Raw genomic sequence first — 21607 nt, 5'->3', positions numbered from 1 at the left:
GCGTTGATTTGGTTTTTCTATCGACCGGCACAAAAACACTGCTTATATATAGATGCGCCCGCACCGATTGCGCAGTATATTGCTCAATACCAAGTACAACACTCAAGTTCCATACATACCTCGGACGGTGCCTCCCAATGAATGATCAGCCGCGCAGCCTTGCCTCGACCCTGTTTTCGGTCGGCCTGCTAATAATAGCCATGGCATCGATTCAGTCGGGAGCTTCACTGGCCAAAAGCATGTTCCCTATCATCGGCGCCCAGGGCACCACCACCCTGCGATTGACCTTCGCCAGCGTCATCATGGTGTTGCTGCTGCGCCCATGGCGGGCCAAGCTCACCGCAAAATCACTGCGCACCGTCATTGTCTATGGCATGGCACTGGGCGGCATGAACTTCCTCTTCTATATGTCCCTGCGCTCGGTTCCCCTGGGTATCGCGGTCGCGCTGGAGTTCACTGGACCATTGGCCGTTGCCATCTATGCTTCGCGCCGCGCCATCGACTTTTTGTGGATAGCCTTGGCCGCTGTCGGCTTGCTGCTGTTGATACCGACGGGGGCAACGGCACAGGGCATTGATCTGCTGGGGGCCGGTTACGCATTGGGTGCAGGTGTCTGCTGGGCCCTGTACATTCTTTTCGGGCAAAAGGCCGGTGCCGACAACGGTGTGCAGACCGCCGCCCTGGGCGTGGTGATTGCCGCGCTGTTCGTCGCCCCTATCGGTATTGTCCATGCCGGTGCGGCGCTGTTGACCCCGTCATTGATCCCGATCGCCATCGGTGTTGCCGTGCTGTCCACGGCGCTGCCCTATACCCTGGAAATGGTTGCCCTCACCCGCATGCCGGCCAGGACCTTCGGTACATTGATGAGCATCGAGCCGGCAGTGGGCGCCTTGTCCGGGCTGTTGTTCCTGCAGGAATTCCTGTCTCTGTCACAGTGGATGGCCATCCTGTGCATCATCCTGGCTTCCGTGGGTGCCACTATGACCATGGGCAGTGCCGCCAAGCCCGCCATTGCAGCCGATTGAGGGGCGGATTTGCACAGACTCTGGTATTTGCCGCTCAATTAGGCCATGTTTAAGCCCGCAACCCAGTGCCAGAAATGGACTTTTCAGGACAGGGACCTCAAAACGCTTCATGCGTAAGCGAATACTGCCAGACCGGGCGACAGATCCGGGAACGCTACAAGGATAGCAATGAAACGATTTTTGATACTGATCGCCGTTCTTGCAGTTGCGGGCTGCGCGGCGACCGCTAAACCCCAGACCAAACACGGCAAGAAAGGCATCCATATCAACTGTTCGGGGCTGTCGTCCTCATGGGACCAGTGCTACGCCAGCGCCGCCAACTCGTGCGCCCCCAAGAACTACAAGGTCATCGCCAAATCCGGCGACGCCGTGGAAGAACCGGGTGATTACCCATTCGGACTCAACCCCGCGGGCTACACCAGCCGCAGCATGATCGTCATCTGCAAATAATCTGATGCCATCCTGTCAGGCCCTCGGGCCTGACAGCTGGCGGCCAATCTCCTCGTGGCTGGACTTCAGCACCTTGCGCTGCAGATCCGGCGTGGCAAGCATCCGCGCCACCACCAGGGCACCAATGCATTGCGACAGAATCGCCCAGGCCAGGCTGTCGCTCTCCAGCACCTTCGCCCAACTTTCCTGAAGCTGGCAGATCCAGTGTTCAGCCTGCTGCCTGATCAACAGATCGGAGCGCGCAATCTCGGCCCCCAACGCCGGTAGTGCACAACCGCTTTCCGGGTGCTCGACGTGGGACATGCTCAGGTAGAGCTTCAGGCAACGCTCGAATTTGTCGCGGTCCTGGTCCGCCCCCAACCGCTCCAGGCTTTGCCGCAGCTCACGCTCGACAATGGACGCGAACAACTCGTCCTTCGACGCGAAATGAGTGTAGAACGCTCCGCCACTCAAGCCGATGGCCTTCATCAAACCATCGACACCCACCGTGGAAAAACCGGATTGCTTGGCCGACACCGCGCTGCTTTGCAGCAGTTTCTCTCGGGTTTCCAGCTTGTGACTGGCTGAATAACGCATTGCCCTTCCCTCAGGTTCGATCATCTTGACGCCTGTCAAATCGTAGCATAACGTTCGTTTAGTTAACGATCGTTTACTAAAGGGATCCAGACAATGAATAACAAGAAAGTCGTACTGGTGGTCGGCGCAGGGGATGCCACGGGTGGAGCCATCGCCAAACGCTTTGCACGGGAGGGCTTCGTTACCTGCGTGACCCGACGCAGTGCGGACAAACTCCAGCCGCTGGTCGATGCCATCAATGGCGCCGGTGGTGAAGCCCACGGCTTTGCCTGCGATGCCCGCAAGGAAGACGATGTGGTTGCACTGGTCGAGCAAATCGAAAGCGAGATCGGCCCCATCGAAGCGTTCGTGTTCAATATCGGCGCCAACGTGCCTTGCAGCATTCTCGAGGAAACCGCCCGCAAGTATTTCAAGATCTGGGAAATGGCCTGTTTCTCGGGCTTTCTCAATGGCCGGGAAGTGGCCAAGCGCATGGCCAAGCGGCAACGGGGCACCATCCTGTTCACCGGCGCCACCGCCGGTTTGCGCGGCGCTGCAGGCTTTGCCGCGTTTGCCGGGGCCAAGCACGGAGTCCGTGCGCTGGCTCAAAGCATGGCGCGTGAACTCGGGCCGATGAATATCCATGTCGCCCACGTCGTCGTCGACGGCGCCATCGATACCGATTTCATCCGTGACAGTTTCCCCGAGAAGTACGCCACCAAGGACCAGGACGGCATTCTCGACCCCGAGCACATCGCCGAGAACTACTGGTACCTGCACAGCCAGCCCCGCGACGCCTGGACCTTCGAGCTGGACCTGCGCCCATGGAGCGAACGCTGGTAATCCCTCCCCTATAACAACAAAGAGAGCGCATCGACCATGAGCAAAACCGTGGAGTTCTATTTCGACCTGGGCAGCCCCGCCACCTACCTGGCGTATACCCAGCTACCAAAGATCTGCGCGCAGACCGACAGCCAGCTGATCTACGTGCCATTCCTGCTCGGCGGCGTGTTCAAAGCCACCGGCAACGCCTCCCCGGCGACCATCCCTGCCAAGGGCCGTTACATGTTCATCGACCTGGATCGGTACGCCAAACGCTACGGCGTACCATTGACAATCAACCCGCACTTCCCGATCAACACGCTGGTGCTCATGCGTGCCGTAACCGGCGTGCAGTTGCGTCAGCCTGAGCGCTTTGCCGCGTTCATCGATTGCCTGTTCAAGGCGCTGTGGATCGACGGTCGCAACCTCAATGATCCGGCCACGGTCGGGGCAGTTCTGAGCGAAAACGGTTTCGACCCACAAGAAATCCTGGCCCTGAGCGCCGAGGAAGAGGTCAAGATTGCCCTCAAGGACACCACCGAAAAAGCGGTGCAACGCGGCGTATTCGGCGCACCGAGCATGTTTGTCGATGGCCAGCTGTTCTTTGGCCAGGATCGGCTGGACTTTGTCGTCGAAGCCCTGAGTTAAAACCTGAGGCCCGGGCGCTGGCGGCAGCGCCCGGGCTCAAGCCAATCAGATAGCCGCAGTACGCGTGTTCAACCACTCCAGCGCAGCGCCGTCGAGCAACGGGCTCAAGCGCTCGCGCACTTCGGCGTGGTAAGCGTTGAACCAGTGCTTTTCCTCTTCGCTCAGCAACGAGGTTTCCAGGCAGCGCGTATCGATCGGGCACAGGGTTAGGGTTTCGAACTTGAGGAATTCGCCGAATTCACTGGTGCCTGCCTCGCGGTTCATCGCCAGGTTTTCGATGCGCACCCCCCAACGGCCTGGACGATAAGTGCCCGGCTCGATGGACGTGATCATGCCTGGCAGCATGGCGGTTTGCGGCGCGGGTGCCGCCTGGTAGGCAATTACCTGCGGACCTTCGTGGACGTTGAGGAAATAGCCGACGCCGTGACCGGTGCCGTGACCATAGTCGACGTTTTCGGCCCAGATCGGCGCCCGGGCGATGGCATCCAGCAATGGCGACAGGATGCCTTTGGGGAATTGCGCGCGGGACAGTGCGATCACACCCTTGAGCACACGCGTGCAATCGCGTTTTTGCTCGGCGGTCGGTGTACCGACCGGCACCATCCGCGTGATGTCGGTAGTACCACCCAGGTACTGGCCGCCGGAATCGATCAGCAGCAAGCCGTCGCCTTCGATCACCGCGTGCTCTTCTTCGGTGGCGTGGTAATGGGGCATGGCGCCGTTGGCGTTGAACGCGGCAATGGTGTTGAAGCTCAGCGACACATAACCCGGCCGGCGTTCACGGGCAGCGGTAAGTTTTTCGTCGATGGTCAGCTCGGTAATGCGCTCACGGCCCCAGGCCGACTCAAGCCAGGTGAAGAATTCGCACAGCGCCGCGCCGTCCTGCTCCATGGCCTGGCGGATGTGTTCGGCGTCAGCCAGGCTCTTCTGGGACTTGGCCAGGGTCGTTGGATTCAGGCCTTCGAGCAGTTTGACACCGCTGTCGAGGTTACCCAGCAGCCCCGCCGTTACCCGCGCCGGGTCCACCAGCAGGCTCGCCCCCGTAGGCACCGCGCGCAGGGCGTCAGCTACTTCGCTGTAATCGCGCAAGGTCACACCGTCCTGTTCCAGGACCGCACGCAACTGCGCATCGACCTTGCTCAGCGCCACGAACAGCGTCGCTTGCTGCTGGCTGATCAAGGCGAAGGAAACGAACACCGGATTGAACGACACATCGCCGCCGCGCAGGTTGAACAGCCAAGCGATGTCATCCAGGGTGGCGATGAAATGCCAGTCGGCACCGCGCGCCTGCAAGGTTTCACGCAGCTTGGCAAGTTTTTCCCCACGGCTGACCGTGGCCTGTGGCGGCAAGTGCTGATAGATCGGCTCGTTCGGCAGACTCGGGCGGTCGCTCCAGACTTCGCTCAACAGGTCGATGTCGGTGCGCAGGCGTGCGCCCCGCTCTTCCAGCTTGCTGCCCAGCGTGCGAGCGGAAGCCACCGCCATCACCGCGCCATCGACCGCGACCACCCCCCCTTGCGGAGTTTGCTCGGCCAGCCAGTCCAGCGGCCCGGGTTGTCCAGGTTGCAGCTTGACCAGCTCGATGCCGCTGCCCTTGAGTTCCTTGCTCGCCTGTTCCCAATAACGGCTGTCAGCCCAGACACCGGCGAAATCCGCGGTAACGATCAGGGTCCCGACGGAACCGTGGAAACCCGACAGCCATTGGCGCCCTTGCCAGTAACCCGGCAGGTATTCGGACAGGTGCGGATCCGCGGACGGCACCAGCAAGGCATGGATGCCCTCCCGGCTCATCAGCTCGCGGGTTTGCGCCAGGCGCTGGGGCACCGACCCGGTGATCGAAAACTGCGTATTCATCGTGACTCCTGCTAACCACTGTTCATTATTGTTCAGTGCCGATCCAGGTCGGCACTGGGTTGCCCTATTGCCAGAATGCGGGAGCACTGGCGCAGGCGGTTTTAATCAGCTGTACCGCTTGATCGATATCCTGTTCGGTGGTGAAACGCCCCAGGCTCAAGCGAATGGTGCGACTCGCCGTATGGGCATCATGCCCCAGGGCCAGCAGCACATGAGAGGGTGCATTGCTGGCGGAATTACAGGCCGAGGTCGCGGAAAACGCCATCGAGGCGAGCAATGCCGCCGAGTTGAACTCGCCTTCACTGAAGGTCAGGCTCAAGGTATGCGGGATGCGTTGGGTCAGGCTGCCATTGAGCCGCACGCCCGGAATGCCCAGCAATGGCTCGAGCAGGCGTTCGCGCAGGTGCACGATCAAGGCCTTTTCTTCATCGAACGAGGCCGCCGCCAAGGCAAAGGCTGCGCCCATCGCGGCAATCTGGTGGGTCGCCAGGGTCCCTGAACGCAAGCCACCTTCGTGACCACCGCCGTGGATCTGCGCCAGCAAGCGCTGTTGTGCACGCGGGCCGACGTACAGCGCGCCGATGCCTTTGGGGCCGTAGAGCTTGTGCGCCGAGAAAGACATCAGGTCCACCGGCCACTGCGCCAGGTCGATCGCCACCTTGCCCGCGCCTTGCGCCGCGTCGACATGGAACAACGCATTGCGTTCACGCACCACCTGGCCAATGGCCGGGATGTCATTGACCGTTCCCAGTTCATTGTTGACCAGCATCAGCGACACCAGGAAGGTGTCCTCGCGCATGGCTTCACTGACCGCTTGCGCACTGATCAGGCCATCGGCGTCCGGCACCAGGTACGTCATGTCGAGGATGGCCTTGTGTTCGATCTGGCTGGTGATGATGTGGCCACAGGCGATGCCGCGGGCCTGGGCAACGCCCTTGAGGGCAAGGTTGTTGGATTCGGTGGCACCCGAGGTCCAGACGATCTGTTCGGGCGTGGCGCCAACCAGTTCGGCGACCTGGCGCCGCGCCAGCTCGACCGCTTGCCGGGCCTGCTGGCCAAAGACATGGGAACTGGAGGCCGGGTTGCCGAAGTTGCCGTCAAAGCCCAGGCACGCGACCATGATCTTGATGACGCGCTCATCCACCGGCGTGGTGGCGGCGTAGTCGAAATACAGCGCACGTTTATTCATAAAAGACTCGCAGAGCGTGTTCCGGGATCAGGAAGCTCATGACTGCAAACGGCAAGACGCAGCCTCATGAGCTGCGTGCGGTTTTCAGAAGGTTACCAATACCTGATCGGATGCCATTAAAGAAGAACAACTTCATTTAAAAGTGCGTAGGAACGCTCCTGAAAAGCCAGCTTAACAGGCATCGGGCAAGCGGTTGAAGCAATGCGTCAGGTAAAGCTTTCGAGCAATATCGGATACAGCGACGCCACCAGCAGCGCGGCCATGCCCCAGTTGAACAGGCGCAACCAGCGCCGATCCTTGAGCACGTTGCGCAGCAACGTACCGCAAGCAGCCCAGACACCGACGCTCGGCAGGTTGATCAGGGCAAACACCGCGGCAATCACAATCACGTTGGTGAAGTAGCCCTGCATCGGGGTGTAGGTGCTGATGGCACCGATGGCCATGATCCAGGCCTTGGGGTTGACCCACTGGAAAGCGGCCGCGCCCAGGTAGCTGATCGGCTTGGCCTCGCCTTTCGCGCTGTCGGAGACGGGCCCGGAATGGGCGATCTTCCACGCCAGATACAGCAGGTATGCCGCACCCACGTAGCGCAGCACTGTGTACAGCACGGGATAAGTCTGGAACACCGCGCCCAGCCCGAACCCAACGGCCACGACCAATACGAAGAATCCGCAGGTGATGCCCAGCATGTGCGGGATAGTGCGTTGAAAGCCGAAATTCACCCCGGATGCCAGCAACATGGTGTTGTTCGGGCCGGGCGTGATAGAGGTGACGAGAGCGAACAGGGCGAAGCCCAGCAGCAGATCGAACGAGAGTGTCATGGGTGGCAGTCCATCAGGGTCAGTCAGGTATCGACCCTATCGCGAACCCTGGGGGAAACCCATGGACAGTTAGGTAAAAGTTCGAGCGGTACAGTCTTGGCTCAGCTCGGGCGACCGTGCAGCTGTACAGCTCGCTCGGCATTCATCTCGCCCTGTTTGTCGAAGCCGAAAGTTTTCTGTGGCTGGCCGAGCAATTCGGCTTTTTTCGCATGGTATTCGTCGAAGGACAAGCCGCGACGGTTCAGCGCCTCCAGCGCCAGTTCCCGGGTTTCTTCGGCGGTGTAGGGGCGCAATTCAGGGGACACATGGCTGGAGCATCCGGCAAGTACGGAGACCGCAAGCAGCAAGAAAGTGGCGATTAGAGGTTTCATTTTCGGCGTCCTGGCATCTTGTTCGGGGCAATGAACACAGGCTACTCGCGCCATTGTCCGAGCAGAAATCAACGCTCTCGATAGTGGCTATCGGGTTTTTCAAATGCCGCTATTGCCAACCTCGCATATCCCCAGATGATCTATAAATATCTATTTGTTGTATTTTTAGGAATAACAAACTGCCTTCATAACAACTGCATCTCCGCAGGCATTGTTGCCCAGGCAACTGTTCGCCAGGCAACAGTCATTCAACATACAGCGTTCTCCGAATCCCTGGTCGAAGCTGAATTGTTCGGTCATGAAAAAGGGGCGTTCACCGGCGCCCCGAGTGCCAAGGCCGGCTGGTTCGAAGAGCCGATGGGGGCACCCTGCTCCTCGATGAAATCGGCGATTTGCCGATGGCGATCCAGGTCAAGCTGTTGCGGGTGCTGCAGGAGCGTGAAGTGGTGCGCCTGGGTTCGCGCAAGAGCATCCCCATCAATCTGCGCGTGCTCGCGGCCACCAACGTGCAGCTGGAAAAAGCCATTAATGCCGGGCACTTTCGCGAAGACCTGTATTACCGCCTCGACGATCGGTGAACTGGCGGTCAACAAGCGCCGGCCACCGGAAAACATCCAGGGCGAGCGCTTGCTGCAGCTGTCGATCTAACCCACCAGATTGCAGTGCAGCGCATGATCGTGGCTGCGTTCCAGGCTGTGCAGCACCTGGAACGAGCCGAAGGTCACGGTCTTGGCCTGATGGGCGCGGATCAGTTGCCAGAAATCCTGTTCCCCGCTTTCAAACGCCTGGAATGCCGCCTCCCCCGCCTCGCGGGTTTGCCATTGCAGGTAATTGAGCACCCGCCGACCGTCCTCGCTGGCCTGGATGCTGGCACTCAGAAAACCGCTGTAGCGCTGGGCCAGGCACTCGGTCTGCTGCGACAGCGCCGACACCAGCGCCGGTTGATGCTGCGGTTCGATTTCGAATTCGATCAGTTGGGTGAAGCTGCGATTTTTTGCGGGCGCGTTCATGGATAGTCCCCACTCAGGTGCAAAAAGCGAATCTTGCGATCCGAAGACGTGCAGGGTAAAACCTCCAGTTAAGTCAAGGTCAAGGGGCATTTTTCAGATGATCACCTCGCAAGATGTCCATAAGGAGCTCAGCGTCGGCCAACTGGCCGCCCGCAGCGGCGTGGCGGTCACGGCGCTGCACTTTTATGAAACCAAGGGATTGATCAAGAGCAACCGCAACCAGGGCAACCAAAGGCGCTATCCACGGGAAGTATTGCGGCGTGTGGCGTTGATCAAGGTGGCCCAGCGCCTGGGCATTCCGTTGGCAGAGATCGGCGAGGCGCTCAAGTCCCTGCCGGACAATCGCGCACCGACGGCGGCGGACTGGCAGGTGATGTCGGCGCAGTGGAGCCGGGAGCTGGATGAGCGGATCAATCAGTTGACGTTGTTGCGGGACAAGTTGAATGGCTGCATTGGTTGCGGGTGTTTGTCGATGCAGGCGTGTCCGTTGCGTAATTTTGGCGATGTGCTGGGGGAGCGTGGGTCGGGGGCGCAGTTGCTGGAATCGGGGGTTGATCCAGGAATCAGTTGAGCCCTTCGCGTACTGCCAGTCGATGAAGCCTTAGAACCCAGGCGCAATCTGCCCTTTGTGGCAGGTCAAGATGAGCTCCACGATCAAGGCACTGTTGGTATCAATCCCCGCCTCCAACGCCTAGTTGGCGAAGACGAACGCCAGGTCGACCTGGCTCACCGAACGCGCCCCTCCAGTTCTCGGATTTTCAGGTGCTTGGGGTTCTCAACGATGTCCCGTTGGGTCGCCAGGGTGTTGCTCGGGTCCTTGAGCTGGCTGGATGAGGGCTGCTTGCTCGAGCATTCACTGTTGATAGCCAAACAGTACCAATGCCCCCTGTAGGCGCTGCCGCAGGCTGCGAACTTTTTGTGAACTTGAAACATTCTGAAGATCAAAATCAAAGGATCGCAGCCTCCTGCAGCTCCTACAATTCTCCGGCTGGAGCGCGATCTTCAATCCACTACAAGAAAAGGGAGAACCATCATGAGCGTTAAACCGATTCCAGAGGGTTATCACAGCATCACCCCGTACCTGGGCATTCAAAAAGCGGCCGAAGCCATCGACTTCTACAAAAAAGCCTTCGGCGCCATCGAGGTCATGCGCCTGTCCATGCCCGACGGCGGCATCGGCCACGCGGAACTGCGCATTGGCGATTGCCCGATCATGCTCGGCACTCCCTGCGATCAAGGACCGCTGAGCAATCCCGACAACTCGCCGTCGGTGGGCCTGCATTTGTACGTGACCGATGTGGACAAGTCGTACAAACAGGCGATCGACGCTGGCGGCATCGTGGTCTCAGAGGTCAAGGACCAGTTTTACGGCGACCGCTCAGGGACCTTGAAGGATCCCTATGGGCACCTGTGGTTTCTGGCCACGCGCAAAGAGGACCTGACTCAGGAGCAGATCGAGCAGCGGGCCAGGGAGATGTTCCAGCAAGGCTGACGCGTCGTTGTCTTCTGTAGGAGTCCGGCAAGCCGGGCTCCTACAGTCACCACCCTGAATACGAAACATTTTCTTTCATATTTCCCTTCCTGATTTCGCGTGCTCATCCGTCCTATATAGATGCAGTCCTGTTGCGTAGGCAAAAGCCACAACCGGTCCGTCCAATGACCTCATCGCCGCGAAGCCCGTGGCAGAGGCCTTTCATCGATATAAGACGCCCTAATCATGTCGAAGAAATCCCGTTCAAAACTCTGGTTCCTGGTCCATAGCTGGCTGGCACTGCCGATCTGGTTTTTCGTGCTGATCGTCTGTGTGACCGGCACGCTGGCGGTAGTCAGCCAGGAAATCGTCTGGCTGGCCAATCCGCAAATGCGCGCCAGCGCGCCTGAGGACGATGCGCCGCGGCTCAATTACGACCAGATCGTCGCCGCGATCAAGCAGGCCGAGCCCGACATCATTGTCGACAGTATCAGCCGCCCCGACGAATCGCACTTCGCCCTGGACGTCGGCGTCACCTACCCCGACGGGCGTGCGCTGACGGTGTACGTCAACCCCTACACCGGCGCCATCCAGGGCCCCGCCCCGCAATTCAACTTCCAGGCGTTCACCCGTGCCCTGCATGGCTGGTGGCTGGTGCCGTTCACCAACGGCTACAGCTGGGGTTGGTACCTGGTGTCATTCCTCAGCTTGCCGATGCTGGCTTCCCTGGTAACCGGGCTGGTGGTGTACAAGCGGTTCTGGAAGGGTTTCCTGCGACCGACCCTGCGCATTCGGCATGGCGCACGGATTTTCTGGGGGGATTTCCACCGTCTCAGCGGCATCTGGTCGATCTGGTTCATCGCGGTGATTTCCGTCACCAGCACCTGGTTCCTGATCGAAGCGTTCATGTTCGACAACCAGATTTCCATCTCCACCGCGCCGGTGGCTGCCGTGGTCCCGCGCGAAAGCGTGCCGCTCACCAGCGATGGGTCACCCACACCGATGATCAGCCTCGAGGCGGCGATCCGCGAGGCCAAGGAACGAATCCCGGGACTCGACGAGAGTTTTGTCAGCATGCCGGCCAATGCCTACAGCTACCTGTCGGTGGGTGGGCGCAGTTGGTATCCGTTGATGTTCCAGACCGCCGACATCAACCCGTACACCGGCGAAGTCGCCGCCACGCGCCTGCTGTCGGATCGCTCTGGCCTGGAGTTCGTGACCGAATCCATGCGCCCGCTGCACACCGGTGATTTCGGCGGGATCTGGATCAAGCTGATCTGGTGCTTCTTTGGCCTGCTGTTAAGCATGATGGTCCTCAGCGGCCTGCTGATCTGGACCAAGCGCACCGCCCTGGCCACGGCCAACGCCCTCAAGCGCAGCAACAAACGCCCGCGCAACGAGCTTGCCACGGCCAACAACCGGGAAACCACGGAGGTCAGCCCATGAGCCGGGTCGCCACCCAAGCACCGCGTTCAACGCTGAGCCGCCTCTGGCACAAATGGCGATTCCACATCAACGTCCTGCTGTTGCTGGTGCCGCTGGGTTTCATGCCCAAATACTTCGCCGATGCCGCGCTGTTTCGTGGTGACACGGGCCTGGGCGAACGGGAAATCGGCGAAGTCCAGGTCGGCCCCTGGAGCCTGCGCCTGGCCGAACTGCGCAATGAAGCACCGCGGCTCGATGGCCCGGCCGGCTACATGAAAAGCTTCAATGCCGCGCTGTGCGACAGCTGCCGCGAGCAGGTCAAGGCGACTTACCTGCGCATCGGCAAGCCACGCAGCCTGCGCGCCGCCGGGGTGATTTTCTTCGGCACCCCCTACCGCATGGGCGCCATGTTGCCGGTCCCGGAAAAAACCAAGGCCGACGCCGAACTGTGGATCACCATGGAGGGCTGGGACGGCTCCCTGCACCAGGCATCCATTCCTCTGAACCAGGCCTCCCCCGCCACCCTCGCCTGGCTGTCCACCCAAGGAGGCAAACCATGATCAACCCTATCCGCCCTTTGCGCGCCGCGTTGCTGCTGCTCTGCGCCGGCTTCAGCGCCAGCGCCCTGGCCCACAACCCGATGTGCGAATGCAAGGCCATCGACGCCGAGCAGATCAAATGCACCGGCGGATTTTCCGACGGCAGCGGCGCACCGGGCGTGACCCTGGACGTGATCGGCTACGACGAAACCATCCTGGTGCCGGGCAAGCTCGGGGCCGACTCGACCCTGACCTTCAAGAAACCCGGTGCCGAGTTCTACGTGCTGTTCGACGCGGGCCCCGGCCACGTAGTCGAGATCGACCAGGCGGACATCGAAAGCCCATGAGTACACCCACCACGCAAATCGTCCGCCCGGCCGGTGCCGGCCATGAAACCCTCTACGTACTGCTGTTGTGTCTGATGATCCTGGCAGTGGCCGGTTCTGTGGTCGCCTGGCGCGGTGAGTCGCAACAGGTGAGCAGCGTCAACAGTCATCAACTGGATGCTCGCCGCGACCTGAGCGCCTCCGAACAAGGCATCTACGCCGATTTGCGCGTGACCCTGGACGAGATTCACTTGCTGCGCCAGGAACAACAGACCCTGCCGACACCTGAAACCCTCGCCAATGAAGGCTTTGCGCCCTTTGCCCAGGACGCCAGCTCGGTTAGCCGGGGCGGCCATGCCTGGCAGTTGCTCGACGCCAGGGCGTACTTCGGCCAGAGCCAGAGCGTCACCGTGGCCGGCTCGTTCCTCATGCGCCTGAGCGCTGACGACGACGCCCCGGACATCTGGCTAAACCGCGCCACCGACCTCAAGGCCCCTGCCGACCTCAGCGATGCCACGCTCGAAGCCGCCGGCTGGCAGCAGGTCGTCGCGCAATTCGATGCCGGCGTGACCCGCCAGCACCGGCACTGAACCCTCATCCGAGAGAAGACCGCTTTCCCATGCCCATTTCATCGCTATGCTCTTTCCTGCGCCTGTCACTGGTCGGCCTGCTGGCCTGCCTGCTGACACCCCTGGCCAGCGCCGACGAGGCCAAGCGCCTGCGCATCGGCATCACCCTGCACCCGTATTACAGCTACGTGGCCAACATCGTCGGCGACAAGGCCGAGGTGGTGCCGCTGATTCCAGCCGGCTTCAACCCCCACGCCTACGAGCCACGGGCCGAGGACATCAAGCGCATCAGCGGGCTCGACGTGATCGTGCTCAACGGCGTCGGCCATGACGATTTTGCCGACCGCATGATCGCGGCCAGCGAGACGCCGAACGTGCCGGTGATCGAGGCCAACGAGAACGTGCCGCTGCTGGCCGCCACCGGCGTTGCCGCACGCGGCGCCGGCAAAGTGGTCAACCCGCACACGTTTCTGTCGATCAGCGCCTCGATCGCCCAGGTCAACAATATTGCCCGCGAACTGGGAAAACTCGACCCGGCCAATGCCAGGATTTACACCGAAAACGCCCGGGCCTACGGCAAGCGCCTGCGCAAGATGCGCGCTGACGCCCTGGCTAAATTGACCGCGGCGCCGAACGCCGAACTGCGCGTGGCCACAGTGCACGCCGCCTACGACTACCTGCTGCGCGAATTCGGCCTGGAGGTGACGGCGGTGGTCGAGCCGGCCCACGGCATCGAACCGAGCCCGAGCCAGCTGAAAAAAACCATCGACCAGCTGCGTGAACTGGACGTGAAAGTGATCTTCTCGGAGATGGACTTCCCTTCCACCTACGTCGACACCATCCAGCGCGAATCCGGGGTGAAGCTGTACCCGCTGTCGCACATCTCTTACGGCGAATACACCGCCGACAAGTACGAAAAGGAAATGACCGGCAACCTCAACACCGTGGTGCGGGCGATACAGGAGTCCGGGGCATGACATCGAAAGAAACCCTCCTGGCCGATGCGCAATCTCCTGTGGGAGCGAGCCTGCTCGCGAAGGCGTCCAGTCAGGCGACATTGTCATTGAATGACACAGCGCCATCGCGAGCAGGCTCGCGCCTAAAGGTTTCGGGCCCGACCCTGGATTTCGCCGACGTCAGCCTGACCCTCGGGCGCACGACGATCCTCGACAACGTCACCTTTCAGGTCCGGCCCGGCAGCGTGCATGCGCTGGTCGGCCCCAACGGCGGCGGCAAGAGTTCGCTGATCAAGACCCTGCTCGGACAGATGCCGCACCAGGGCCGCTTGAGCCTGCAATGGCCGGGGGAGCCGGGGACGATCGGCTACGTGCCCCAGGCGCTGGAATTCGATCGTGGCCTGCCGATGACCGTGGACGATTTCATGGCTGCGATGTGCCAGCGACGTCCGGCGTTCCTCGGTTTGAGCAAGCATTACGCCAAGGCGATCGGCGAGGCCCTGGAGCGGGTCGGCATGCAGGACAAGCGCAAGCGGCGCATGGGTGCACTGTCGGGCGGCGAACGCCAGCGGGTGTTGTTGGCGCAAGGGTTGATTCCGGCGCCGCAGTTGCTGGTACTGGACGAACCGATGTCGGCCCTCGATGAAGCCGGCATCCGCGTGTTTGAACGTTTGCTGGGTGACTGGCGGGCGACGGGCATCACCGTGCTGTGGATCGAGCACGACCTGGAAGCGGTCGGGCGCCTGGCCGATCACGTCACCGGGCTCAACCGCCGGGTGCTGTTCGACGCCACGCCGCAACAGGCGCTGACCCCGGATCGCCTGCTGACGCTGTTTTCGACCCATCCACGGAGCCTTGCCTGATGAGTTATGAAGCCTTTCGCTTGATGGTCCAGGGCTGGGCCTCGTCGGGTTACCTGCCTGAGGCGCTGGCCTATGGATTTGTCGTCAATGCGTTGCTGGCCGGGCTGTTGATCGGCCCGGTGCTGGGCGGTTTGGGCACCTTGGTGGTGGTCAAGCGCTTCGCGTTTTTCTCCGAAGCGGTGGGTCACGCGGCGCTGACCGGCGTGGCCATCGGCATCCTGCTGGGCGAACCCTACACCGGGCCTTACGGCAGCCTGTTCGGCTACTGTCTGCTGTTCGGCATCCTGCTCAACTACCTGCGCAACCGCACGGGCCTGGCGCCGGATACCTTGATCGGTGTGTTCCTGTCGGTGTCGTTGGCACTGGGTGCCAGCCTGCTGCTGATCCTGGCGGGCAAGATCAACGTGCACATCCTCGAGAACGTATTGTTCGGTTCGGTGCTGACGGTCAACGGCAATGACCTGCTGGTGCTGGCCATCGTCGGTTCGCTGGTCATGGCCCTGGCCTTGCCGCTGTACAACCGCATCATGCTCGCCAGCTTCAATCCGCAATTGGCGGCGGTGCGCGGGGTGGCGGTGAAGTCCCTGGATTATCTGTTCGTGATTCTGGTGACGCTGATCACCGTCGCTGCGGTGAAAGTCATCGGCGCCATCCTGGTCGGTGCGCTGTTGGTGATACCGGCCGCGGCCGCGCGCTTGCTCAGCCAGTCACTCAAGGGCTTCTTCTGGTGCTCGGTGCTGATCGCCACGGTGAGCACGCTGTGCGGGATTCTCGCGCCGATCATCTTTGACCTGCCGATCCCGTCCGGTGCCGCGATCATCCTCGTGGCCGGTATCGCCTTCGCCCTGGCCGCCATTGCGCGCGGCGTCGTCCCCAGCCTCAAAGGGAACCTTGGATAAATGTCATTTTCTCTGCGACAACTGACCCTGGCGCTCGCCCTGTGCGGACTCGCCACCACAACCTTGGCCGCTGACGGCAGCCAACCGCTGCGGGTGCTGGCGTCGTTGCCCATCACCTACGGCCTGGGTGAAGTGCTGCTCAAGGGCACCGACGTCAGCCTTGAGCGCGCGGCGCCCGCCAACCTGCCAGGCAGTCGCCAGACCGCCTACTTCACTGGCCGTGGTGCCCCGGCGCTGGCTAAATTGGCGACCGACGCCGATGCGGTGATCGGCTTGCGTTCACTGTGGCCGGACGATCCGCTGTACCCGATCTCCCGGCGCAGCAATATCCGCATCATCGAAGTCGACGCCGCCCGACCGGTGGATGGCGCCCTGCCCGGCATTGCCGTGCAGCCGGGCAACCAGGTCGATGGCTTGAACAGTCAGCCGTGGCTGGCCAGCAACAACATGGGACGCATGGCCGACGTGATGGCGGCGGACCTGGTGCGCCTGGCCCCCACGGCCAAGCCCGCGATCGAAGCGAACCTGGCGGCGTTGAAACAGCGCTTGCTCAAACTCAGCGCCGCCAGCGAAGCGCGCCTGGCCGCCGCCGACAATCTCAGCGTGATGAGTTTGAGCGATCACTTCGGCTACCTCATCGGCGGACTCAACCTGGAATTGGTTGGGCTGGATGCGCGGCAGGATGCCGAGTGGACACCAGAGGCACTGAAGACCTTGACGGCGACGCTCAAGGACAACGACGTGGCGGTGGTGTTGCATCATCGGCAGCCGTCGGATGCGGTGAAATCGGCTGTTGCCGAGGGCGGGAGTCGGTTGGTGGTGTTGAGCACCGATGCCGAGGATCCGGTCGGTGAGCTGGAGGGGAATGTGGATCTGGTGATCAAGGGATTGAGCGGCGCTTGACTGTAGGAGTCCGGCTTGCCGGCGAAGGCGTCCTTGAACGTTGCGCTGGTCTTTCGGACGCCTTCGCCGGCAAGCCGGGCTCCTACAGGTCCGCGGCGGCCACCGATTCACGCGCTGCACAACCCATTGTAGGCGCTGGCTTGCCAGCGAAGAGGCCCTCGAGGGCGCCGTCGCCGGCAAGCCGGGCTCCTACAGGTCCGCGGTGGCCACCGATTCACGCGCTGCACAACCCATTGTAGGCGCTGGCTTGCCAGCGAAGAGGCCCTCGAGGGCGCCGTCGCCGGCAAGCCGGGCTCCTACAGGTCCGCGGCGGCCACCGATTCACGCACTGCACAACCCATTGTAGGAGCTGGCTTGCCAGCGAAGAGGCCCTCGAGGACGCCTTCGCCGGCAAGCCGGGCTCCTACAAGGGCATGTCGCCCCCTCAGACGCAAAAAAGCCCGCTGACCTGACCGGCTCAGCGGGCTTTTTGCAGGTACTGACTCAGTGCGGCACAGCCACCTGTTCATCCATCTTCTGGCGCAGGCTCAGCGGACGCATATCGGTCCAGGTTTCTTCGATGTAGGCCAGGCATTCCTTTTTCAGCCCGCTCTTGCCCACGGTACGCCACCCCTCGGGTATGCCTTTGTAGTCGGGCCAGATCGAGTATTGCTCTTCATGGTTGACCACGACCTGAAAGAGGATGTCCTCACGGTCGAATACTGACGTCATGCTGTCTCTCCATCGCTGTAGGGTGGGCTGTACGCTATGTGCAGCCGCTATGTAGAAGGAACGTTCCAAGGGCCGAGAAATTTAGAGACTGGCTGTGGCGGCGGCCATGGCCCGGCCGAAAATCTCGGCCACTCGATCGATTTGTGCAGCGGTGATCACCAGCGGGGGCAGGAAGCGCACCACGGCGCCATTCCGGCCACCCAGCTCAAGGATCAAGCCGCGCTTGAGGCATTCGCGCTGCACCAGCGGCGCCAGTCGCGCAAATGACGGAGGATGACCCAGCGCATCCGGCGCCCCGGCCGGATCAACCAGTTCCACACCGAGCATCAGGCCTCGACCCCGAATATCGCCCAACTGCGGGAAGTCGCGCTGCAGGATGCGCAGGTGTTCGCTCAGGCGCTCCCCCATGGCGGCAGCGTGTTCGCAAACCATGTGTTCGACCAGGTAACGCATCACGGCGGATCCGGCGGCCATCGCCATTTGATTGCCGCGGAAGGTCCCGGCATGGGCGCCCGGCAACCAGGTGTCGAGCCAGTCGCGATAGACCACCACGGCCAATGGCAAGCTGCCGCCGATGGCCTTGGACATCACCACCACGTCCGGAATGATCCCGGCGTGCTCGAACGCAAACATCTTGCCGGTGCGCGCGAAGCCGCTCTGGATCTCGTCGACGATCAACGCCACGCCGGCTTTTTCGGTAATCCGGCGCAAGCCGCGCAACCAGTCGAGATCGGCCGGAATGACCCCGCCCTCGCCCTGCACCACCTCGACGATCACCGCCGCAGGCTGTTGCACGCCGGCCTCGGGATCGTTCAGCAGGTTTTCCAGGTAGTTGAGGTTGGCTTTCACCCCTTGGGCGCCGCCCAGGCCAAACGGGCAACGGTAATCGTATGGGTACGGCATGAATTGCACGCCGCTGCTGAGCAAGGCACCCAGGGGCTTCTTCGGCCCGAGGCTGCCCATCAGGCTCAGCGCGCCCTGGCTCATGCCGTGGTAGCCGCCCTGGAACGACACGATGGTGCTGCGGCCGGTGGCGGTACGCACCAGCTTAAGCGCGGCTTCCACTGCGTCGGTGCCGGTGGGACCGCAGAACTGGATCTTCGCTTGAGCGGCCAGGGCCGGCGGTAACAAGCCGAACAGGTCCTGGACGAACTGATCCTTGACCGGCGTGGTCAGGTCCAGGGTGTGCAGCGGCAGTTCATCCGCCAGCACGCGCTGGATCGCTTCGATCACGACCGGGTGGTTATGACCCAGGGCCAGCGTCCCGGCGCCGGCCAGGCAATCGATGAACGTGCGGCCTTCGACGTCTTCGACATACAGGCCCTTGGCGCGCTTGAGTGCCAGGGGAATGCGTCGCGGGTAACTGCGGGCGTTGGACTCCTGCTGGCTTTGACGCGCCAGCAACGGCGATTCGTTGAACTGATAAAGCGTCTCGGCCGGCACCGGAGTTATCCGGGCCGACTGGTCTTCCATAAGCCTGGTAGCGACTGACATCTCTCGACCCCTCAATAAGGTTTTCCTGTTCTGGAAACGCATCAGGGCGCCAGGGATTTAGACCCTCGATCGTCTTTCCATGAGGGTGATGCCAGGCCTTTGTGCATGGGGATGGCGTGAAGCCCCGCGACCATGAAGGATCGGGCACACCGCTGGTAGCCCAAACGCCGATAAAACGCTTCGCTGGTCCGGGTGCTATAGAGTCGGGCCTGGCGCAGGCCTCGCGCGACCAACCAGCCTTCGAGATCTTGCACCAGCGCCAGCCCTGCCCCTCGCCGAAACGATTCCGGCTGCACGTAACAGAACGCGAGCGTGCCGCTGGTCGCGGCCATGGCGACGCCAACCGGTTTGTCCTGCAGCAGGGCGATACTCAGGTACAACCGCTGATCGGTCAGCCAAGGCTGGATGTGCTGTATGGTTTTGTTGTGGGTCCAGGTGGCAACGATGCGCGGATCGTTGCGATGGTCGAGCGCGCAACCGACGCGAATCGAGCGCTCGATGATGCGGCTGATGATGCCGGCGTCGGCCGGGGTTGCCTGGCAGGTGTGTATGGATGTTTCCATGGTGTTGTCACCTCAATCCGTTGAGCGTGAACAAAACGATAGCCCTGCATGGCCCGGGCGGCCAATGCAGAGAAGTTACATCTCATGTGCGTCAGAGGGGTTGCAAGGGCATCGTCAGCTCCACCCGCAACCCATCCGGCCGACTGTCGAAACGCAGGGTGCAGCCGCAACGCTGGACGATCGCCTGGACAATCGCCAGGCCGAGGCCGCAGCCGTTGCTCTGGCCGTTGCGCCAGAAACGCTGGGTCAGGTGTTGCAGGTCGTCTTCGGCAATGCCCGGGCCATGGTCGCGCACCACGAACTGCACGCGGTTACCAGAGGTTTGCAGGCTCAGTTCTACCGGCCCGTTGCCAGGTGTATGGCGCAAGGCGTTGTCCAGCAGGTTGCGCAGTGCGGCAATCGACAGCACCGCGGGCATTTTCACCGGGGCGGGAGAAACCCTGGTCGGCAACTGAAGCCTGATGCGTTGGCGATCGCCCCCGGCCGCGTCCTGGATCGCCAGTTTCGCCACCTGCTCGGCACTGCATTGCACGCCATCGTCAAACGACAGACTACCCTCGACCCGCGCCAGCAACAGCAATTGTTCGAGCGTGCGGTGCAGGCGGTCGGCGCCCTCTTCAGCCCGGGCCAAGGATTGATCCCGGGCCGCGCCTTCGGTCATGCGCGCCACTTGCAGGTGGGTCTTGATCGCGGTCAGCGGGCTGCGCAGTTCATGGGCGGCGTCACCGGTCAGCCGACGTTCGCGTTCGATGGTCTTGCCGATGCGCTGAAACAGCTGGTTCTGGGTGTCGAGCAAGGGTTGCAGTTCGCTGGGCAACGGCTGGACCTGCAAAGGTTCCAGTGAGTCGGGGCTGCGGCGCATCAGGGCGTCGCGCATTCGATTGAGCGGCGCCAGTCCCTGGCCGATGCCGAGCCAGAGCAGGCACAGGCAACCGAGCAATGCCACGCCCACCGGCACCGAAGCGGCCAGCAGGATCGACATGTTCAGCGCTTCGCGTTCGATCTGCCGGTCGGCCGTGGTGATCCGCAGGTCGCCACGGGCCAGGGTGAAACTGCGCCACGGCGCGCCATCGATGATCTGGTCGTGGAAGCCCATTTTCTCGGCTTCCAGGGTCTGCCCCGGATCACTGTGACTGCGGGCGAGGATTTCCCCGCGCAACGAACTGACCTGACATGCCATGCCACCAGGAATATTCAGTTGTTCAGCACTGAAATGAGTGCCCTCGCCCTTGCTCGGCAACGCCGGCAACTGCTCCATGAGCCCGGCGACCATGCGCGCCGAGGCCACCAGGCGCTGGTCGAGGGAAAACATCATCTGATTGCGCAAATCGCTGAGCATCCAGGCCGCGGCCAGCGCCCAGATCAGGGCAAAGGCGCCGCCAAGTGTCAGGCTCAGGCGCAAACGCAGGCTCATCACTTCGATTGATCTCCGCCATCGGCCGGGCCCAGGCGGTAGCCCAGACCGCGCACGGTCTCGACAATACCGTTGCCGAGTTTGCGCCGCAGGTGATGGATATGAACGTTGAGGGCATTGCTCTCCAGCTCATCGTTGAAACCGTAGACGCTGTCCTTGAGCTGCTCGGTCGACAACACCCGGCCACGGTTATGCAGCAGCGCCTGCAACAGCGACTGCTCACGGCGCGACAAGTCCACCGGCTGGCCGGCCAGCGTGGTTTCGCGACTGCTCGGGTCGTAAGTCAGCGCACCGTGCTCGATCAGGTTGACGCTGCGACCGGCCACCCGCCGCAACAGCGTGTGCAGGCGCGCGGCGAGTTCGCGCAGGTCGAACGGCTTGAGCAGGTAATCGTCGGCCCCGGCCTGCAGGCCGTCGACCCGGTCGGTGACCGAATCGCGGGCGGTGAGGATCAGCACCGGCAACTCCAGGCCGTTGTGCCGCAGTTGCTGCAGGAGCTTGAGTCCGTCTTCGTCCGGCAGCCCGAGGTCAAGCACCATGACATCGAATTCAGCCACCTTGAGCATCGCCCTGGCCGCTGACGCGGTGGCGACATGCTCCACGGTCAGGCCCTGGGCTGTCAGGCCGGCGACGATGCCGCTGGCAATCAACTCATCGTCTTCGCAAACCAGTACGTGCATGGAGAGCCTCGTGTAAATAACGCTGATTGGGCCATTGACCGATTAAGCG

At 62.0% G+C, this 21607-nt stretch carries 25 protein-coding genes and 2 pseudogenes; 15 read left to right on the top strand and 12 right to left on the bottom strand.

Translation table 11 applies throughout. The features are described 5' to 3' along the window. The first annotated feature begins 137 nt into the window (after positions 1-137). Both rhtA and NQL71_RS20165 read left to right on the top strand, forming a co-directional pair. Entirely contained in the window at positions 138-1025 is an 888-nt protein-coding gene (gene rhtA, locus NQL71_RS20170) for a threonine/homoserine exporter RhtA (RefSeq protein ID WP_046816252.1), read from the top strand. Between the two features lie 168 nt (positions 1026-1193). Then, positions 1194-1475: a hypothetical protein gene (locus NQL71_RS20165; RefSeq protein WP_077185600.1), complete on the top strand. Its 282-nt coding sequence runs from the start codon at positions 1194-1196 to the stop codon at positions 1473-1475. Between the two features lie 15 nt (positions 1476-1490). Here NQL71_RS20165 and NQL71_RS20160 read toward each other — a convergent pair whose 3' ends face one another. Beyond that, the gene (locus NQL71_RS20160; RefSeq protein WP_046816250.1) at positions 1491-2051 is read right to left on the bottom strand and encodes a TetR/AcrR family transcriptional regulator; all 561 of its coding nucleotides are present in this window, start codon (positions 2049-2051) and stop codon (positions 1491-1493) included. A gap of 93 nt (positions 2052-2144) precedes the next feature. Between NQL71_RS20160 and NQL71_RS20155 the strand changes: the two genes are divergently transcribed. Together NQL71_RS20155 and NQL71_RS20150 are read left to right on the top strand one after the other, a co-directional pair. Next, the gene (locus tag NQL71_RS20155) at positions 2145-2873 is read left to right on the top strand and encodes an SDR family oxidoreductase (protein WP_046816249.1); all 729 of its coding nucleotides are present in this window, start codon (positions 2145-2147) and stop codon (positions 2871-2873) included. Positions 2874-2909: 36 nt separating this feature from the next. Beyond that, a complete protein-coding gene (locus NQL71_RS20150) occupies positions 2910-3500 on the top strand; it encodes a 2-hydroxychromene-2-carboxylate isomerase (protein WP_046816248.1) in 591 nt (196 codons plus the stop codon). 45 nt (positions 3501-3545) lie between these two features. Here NQL71_RS20150 and NQL71_RS20145 read toward each other — a convergent pair whose 3' ends face one another. From NQL71_RS20145 to NQL71_RS20130, 4 genes are all read right to left on the bottom strand, one after another. Continuing rightward, positions 3546-5354, bottom strand: a complete 1809-nt coding sequence (locus NQL71_RS20145) for an aminopeptidase P family protein (RefSeq protein WP_274643151.1) — start codon at positions 5352-5354, stop codon at positions 3546-3548. A 64-nt stretch (positions 5355-5418) separates the two neighbouring features. Continuing rightward, positions 5419-6543, bottom strand: a complete 1125-nt coding sequence (locus NQL71_RS20140) for an aminotransferase class V-fold PLP-dependent enzyme (protein ID WP_274643150.1) — start codon at positions 6541-6543, stop codon at positions 5419-5421. A 206-nt stretch (positions 6544-6749) separates the two neighbouring features. Next, a complete protein-coding gene (locus NQL71_RS20135) occupies positions 6750-7364 on the bottom strand; it encodes a LysE family translocator (protein ID WP_046816245.1) in 615 nt (204 codons plus the stop codon). Positions 7365-7465: 101 nt separating this feature from the next. After that, positions 7466-7735 carry a YgdI/YgdR family lipoprotein gene (locus NQL71_RS20130; protein WP_046816244.1) on the bottom strand — a complete coding sequence of 90 codons (270 nt, stop codon included), beginning with the start codon at positions 7733-7735 and terminating at the stop codon, positions 7466-7468. A 258-nt stretch (positions 7736-7993) separates the two neighbouring features. Here NQL71_RS20130 and NQL71_RS20125 point away from each other — a divergent pair. Further along, positions 7994-8304: pseudogene (locus NQL71_RS20125) on the top strand (sigma-54 factor interaction domain-containing protein); the annotation flags it as partial. A 75-nt stretch (positions 8305-8379) separates the two neighbouring features. Here NQL71_RS20125 and NQL71_RS20120 read toward each other — a convergent pair. Further along, positions 8380-8745 (bottom strand): antibiotic biosynthesis monooxygenase, encoded by a 366-nt coding sequence (locus NQL71_RS20120; protein ID WP_046816242.1) that lies wholly within the window; start codon positions 8743-8745, stop codon positions 8380-8382. Between the two features lie 97 nt (positions 8746-8842). Here NQL71_RS20120 and soxR point away from each other — a divergent pair, with 97 nt between their 5' ends. Further along, positions 8843-9316, top strand: a complete 474-nt coding sequence (soxR, locus tag NQL71_RS20115; protein WP_046816241.1) for a redox-sensitive transcriptional activator SoxR — start codon at positions 8843-8845, stop codon at positions 9314-9316. A gap of 30 nt (positions 9317-9346) precedes the next feature. Here soxR and NQL71_RS36845 read toward each other — a convergent pair. Further along, positions 9347-9570, bottom strand: a pseudogene (locus tag NQL71_RS36845) (MetQ/NlpA family ABC transporter substrate-binding protein); the annotation flags it as partial. 208 nt (positions 9571-9778) lie between these two features. On the opposite strand from NQL71_RS36845, the gene NQL71_RS20105 reads away from it, so the two are divergent. From NQL71_RS20105 to NQL71_RS20065, 9 genes are all read left to right on the top strand, one after another. Then, positions 9779-10237, top strand: coding sequence for a VOC family protein (locus NQL71_RS20105; RefSeq protein ID WP_046816239.1), 459 nt, complete (start codon positions 9779-9781; stop codon positions 10235-10237). Positions 10238-10462: 225 nt separating this feature from the next. Then, entirely contained in the window at positions 10463-11662 is a 1200-nt protein-coding gene (locus tag NQL71_RS20100; RefSeq protein WP_077185593.1) for a PepSY-associated TM helix domain-containing protein, read from the top strand. Further along, positions 11659-12201, top strand: a complete 543-nt coding sequence (locus tag NQL71_RS20095; protein ID WP_274643149.1) for a PA2404 family protein — start codon at positions 11659-11661, stop codon at positions 12199-12201. The genes NQL71_RS20100 and NQL71_RS20095 overlap by 4 nt, the downstream gene beginning before the upstream one ends. Then, complete coding sequence (locus NQL71_RS20090) at positions 12198-12527, top strand: hypothetical protein (RefSeq protein ID WP_046816236.1); 330 nt, start codon at positions 12198-12200, stop codon at positions 12525-12527. The genes NQL71_RS20095 and NQL71_RS20090 overlap by 4 nt, the downstream gene beginning before the upstream one ends. Further along, positions 12524-13096, top strand: coding sequence for a DUF6162 family protein (locus NQL71_RS20085; RefSeq protein ID WP_046816235.1), 573 nt, complete (start codon positions 12524-12526; stop codon positions 13094-13096). Before NQL71_RS20090 ends, NQL71_RS20085 begins: the two co-directional genes overlap by 4 nt. A gap of 29 nt (positions 13097-13125) precedes the next feature. Further along, positions 13126-14052 (top strand): metal ABC transporter substrate-binding protein, encoded by a 927-nt coding sequence (locus NQL71_RS20080; protein WP_077185591.1) that lies wholly within the window; start codon positions 13126-13128, stop codon positions 14050-14052. Continuing rightward, positions 14049-14894 (top strand): metal ABC transporter ATP-binding protein, encoded by an 846-nt coding sequence (locus NQL71_RS20075; protein ID WP_274643148.1) that lies wholly within the window; start codon positions 14049-14051, stop codon positions 14892-14894. The genes NQL71_RS20080 and NQL71_RS20075 overlap by 4 nt, the downstream gene beginning before the upstream one ends. Beyond that, a complete protein-coding gene (locus tag NQL71_RS20070; RefSeq protein WP_060540999.1) occupies positions 14894-15793 on the top strand; it encodes a metal ABC transporter permease in 900 nt (299 codons plus the stop codon). The genes NQL71_RS20075 and NQL71_RS20070 overlap by 1 nt, the downstream gene beginning before the upstream one ends. Beyond that, positions 15794-16696, top strand: a complete 903-nt coding sequence (locus NQL71_RS20065; protein ID WP_248687848.1) for a metal ABC transporter solute-binding protein, Zn/Mn family — start codon at positions 15794-15796, stop codon at positions 16694-16696. Positions 16697-17179: 483 nt separating this feature from the next. Here NQL71_RS20065 and NQL71_RS20060 read toward each other — a convergent pair whose 3' ends face one another. The 5 genes from NQL71_RS20060 to NQL71_RS20040 all read right to left on the bottom strand — a co-directional run bounded on the left by NQL71_RS20060 (position 17180) and on the right by NQL71_RS20040 (position 21558). Further along, positions 17180-17407, bottom strand: a complete 228-nt coding sequence (locus NQL71_RS20060; RefSeq protein ID WP_046816228.1) for an MbtH family protein — start codon at positions 17405-17407, stop codon at positions 17180-17182. Between the two features lie 81 nt (positions 17408-17488). Beyond that, a complete protein-coding gene (locus NQL71_RS20055) occupies positions 17489-18901 on the bottom strand; it encodes an aspartate aminotransferase family protein (RefSeq protein ID WP_274643147.1) in 1413 nt (470 codons plus the stop codon). 41 nt (positions 18902-18942) lie between these two features. Continuing rightward, positions 18943-19464 carry a GNAT family N-acetyltransferase gene (locus tag NQL71_RS20050; RefSeq protein ID WP_077185587.1) on the bottom strand — a complete coding sequence of 174 codons (522 nt, stop codon included), beginning with the start codon at positions 19462-19464 and terminating at the stop codon, positions 18943-18945. A gap of 91 nt (positions 19465-19555) precedes the next feature. Next, positions 19556-20881: an ATP-binding protein gene (locus NQL71_RS20045; protein ID WP_046816225.1), complete on the bottom strand. Its 1326-nt coding sequence runs from the start codon at positions 20879-20881 to the stop codon at positions 19556-19558. Then, on the bottom strand, positions 20878-21558 hold the full coding sequence (locus NQL71_RS20040; protein WP_034151358.1) for a response regulator: 681 nt from the start codon (positions 21556-21558) through the stop codon (positions 20878-20880). The genes NQL71_RS20045 and NQL71_RS20040 overlap by 4 nt, the downstream gene beginning before the upstream one ends. Positions 21559-21607: the final 49 nt, after the last annotated feature.

The organism is Pseudomonas serbica, from assembly GCF_028823535.1.
Lineage (GTDB): Bacteria > Pseudomonadota > Gammaproteobacteria > Pseudomonadales > Pseudomonadaceae > Aquipseudomonas > Aquipseudomonas serbica.
The sequence above is the reverse complement of the archived record's forward strand: the minus strand, read 5'-3'. Positions and strand labels throughout refer to the sequence as shown.

Excerpts from the sequence above, each read along its gene's own strand:
- rhtA (WP_046816252.1), top strand. The coding sequence starts at position 138 with ATGAATGATCAGCCGCGCAGCCTTGCCTCGACCCTGTTTTCGGTCGGC.
- NQL71_RS20165 (WP_077185600.1), top strand. The coding sequence starts at position 1,194 with ATGAAACGATTTTTGATACTGATCGCCGTTCTTGCAGTTGCGGGCTGC.
- NQL71_RS20160 (WP_046816250.1), bottom strand. The coding sequence starts at position 2,051 with ATGCGTTATTCAGCCAGTCACAAGCTGGAAACCCGAGAGAAACTGCTG.
- NQL71_RS20155 (WP_046816249.1), top strand. The coding sequence starts at position 2,145 with ATGAATAACAAGAAAGTCGTACTGGTGGTCGGCGCAGGGGATGCCACG.
- NQL71_RS20150 (WP_046816248.1), top strand. The coding sequence starts at position 2,910 with ATGAGCAAAACCGTGGAGTTCTATTTCGACCTGGGCAGCCCCGCCACC.
- NQL71_RS20145 (WP_274643151.1), bottom strand. The coding sequence starts at position 5,354 with ATGAATACGCAGTTTTCGATCACCGGGTCGGTGCCCCAGCGCCTGGCG.
- NQL71_RS20140 (WP_274643150.1), bottom strand. The coding sequence starts at position 6,543 with ATGAATAAACGTGCGCTGTATTTCGACTACGCCGCCACCACGCCGGTG.
- NQL71_RS20135 (WP_046816245.1), bottom strand. The coding sequence starts at position 7,364 with ATGACACTCTCGTTCGATCTGCTGCTGGGCTTCGCCCTGTTCGCTCTC.
- NQL71_RS20130 (WP_046816244.1), bottom strand. The coding sequence starts at position 7,735 with ATGAAACCTCTAATCGCCACTTTCTTGCTGCTTGCGGTCTCCGTACTT.
- NQL71_RS20120 (WP_046816242.1), bottom strand. The coding sequence starts at position 8,745 with ATGAACGCGCCCGCAAAAAATCGCAGCTTCACCCAACTGATCGAATTC.
- soxR (WP_046816241.1), top strand. The coding sequence starts at position 8,843 with ATGATCACCTCGCAAGATGTCCATAAGGAGCTCAGCGTCGGCCAACTG.
- NQL71_RS20105 (WP_046816239.1), top strand. The coding sequence starts at position 9,779 with ATGAGCGTTAAACCGATTCCAGAGGGTTATCACAGCATCACCCCGTAC.
- NQL71_RS20100 (WP_077185593.1), top strand. The coding sequence starts at position 10,463 with ATGTCGAAGAAATCCCGTTCAAAACTCTGGTTCCTGGTCCATAGCTGG.
- NQL71_RS20095 (WP_274643149.1), top strand. The coding sequence starts at position 11,659 with ATGAGCCGGGTCGCCACCCAAGCACCGCGTTCAACGCTGAGCCGCCTC.
- NQL71_RS20090 (WP_046816236.1), top strand. The coding sequence starts at position 12,198 with ATGATCAACCCTATCCGCCCTTTGCGCGCCGCGTTGCTGCTGCTCTGC.
- NQL71_RS20085 (WP_046816235.1), top strand. The coding sequence starts at position 12,524 with ATGAGTACACCCACCACGCAAATCGTCCGCCCGGCCGGTGCCGGCCAT.
- NQL71_RS20080 (WP_077185591.1), top strand. The coding sequence starts at position 13,126 with ATGCCCATTTCATCGCTATGCTCTTTCCTGCGCCTGTCACTGGTCGGC.
- NQL71_RS20075 (WP_274643148.1), top strand. The coding sequence starts at position 14,049 with ATGACATCGAAAGAAACCCTCCTGGCCGATGCGCAATCTCCTGTGGGA.
- NQL71_RS20070 (WP_060540999.1), top strand. The coding sequence starts at position 14,894 with ATGAGTTATGAAGCCTTTCGCTTGATGGTCCAGGGCTGGGCCTCGTCG.
- NQL71_RS20065 (WP_248687848.1), top strand. The coding sequence starts at position 15,794 with ATGTCATTTTCTCTGCGACAACTGACCCTGGCGCTCGCCCTGTGCGGA.
- NQL71_RS20060 (WP_046816228.1), bottom strand. The coding sequence starts at position 17,407 with ATGACGTCAGTATTCGACCGTGAGGACATCCTCTTTCAGGTCGTGGTC.
- NQL71_RS20055 (WP_274643147.1), bottom strand. The coding sequence starts at position 18,901 with ATGTCAGTCGCTACCAGGCTTATGGAAGACCAGTCGGCCCGGATAACT.
- NQL71_RS20050 (WP_077185587.1), bottom strand. The coding sequence starts at position 19,464 with ATGGAAACATCCATACACACCTGCCAGGCAACCCCGGCCGACGCCGGC.
- NQL71_RS20040 (WP_034151358.1), bottom strand. The coding sequence starts at position 21,558 with ATGCACGTACTGGTTTGCGAAGACGATGAGTTGATTGCCAGCGGCATC.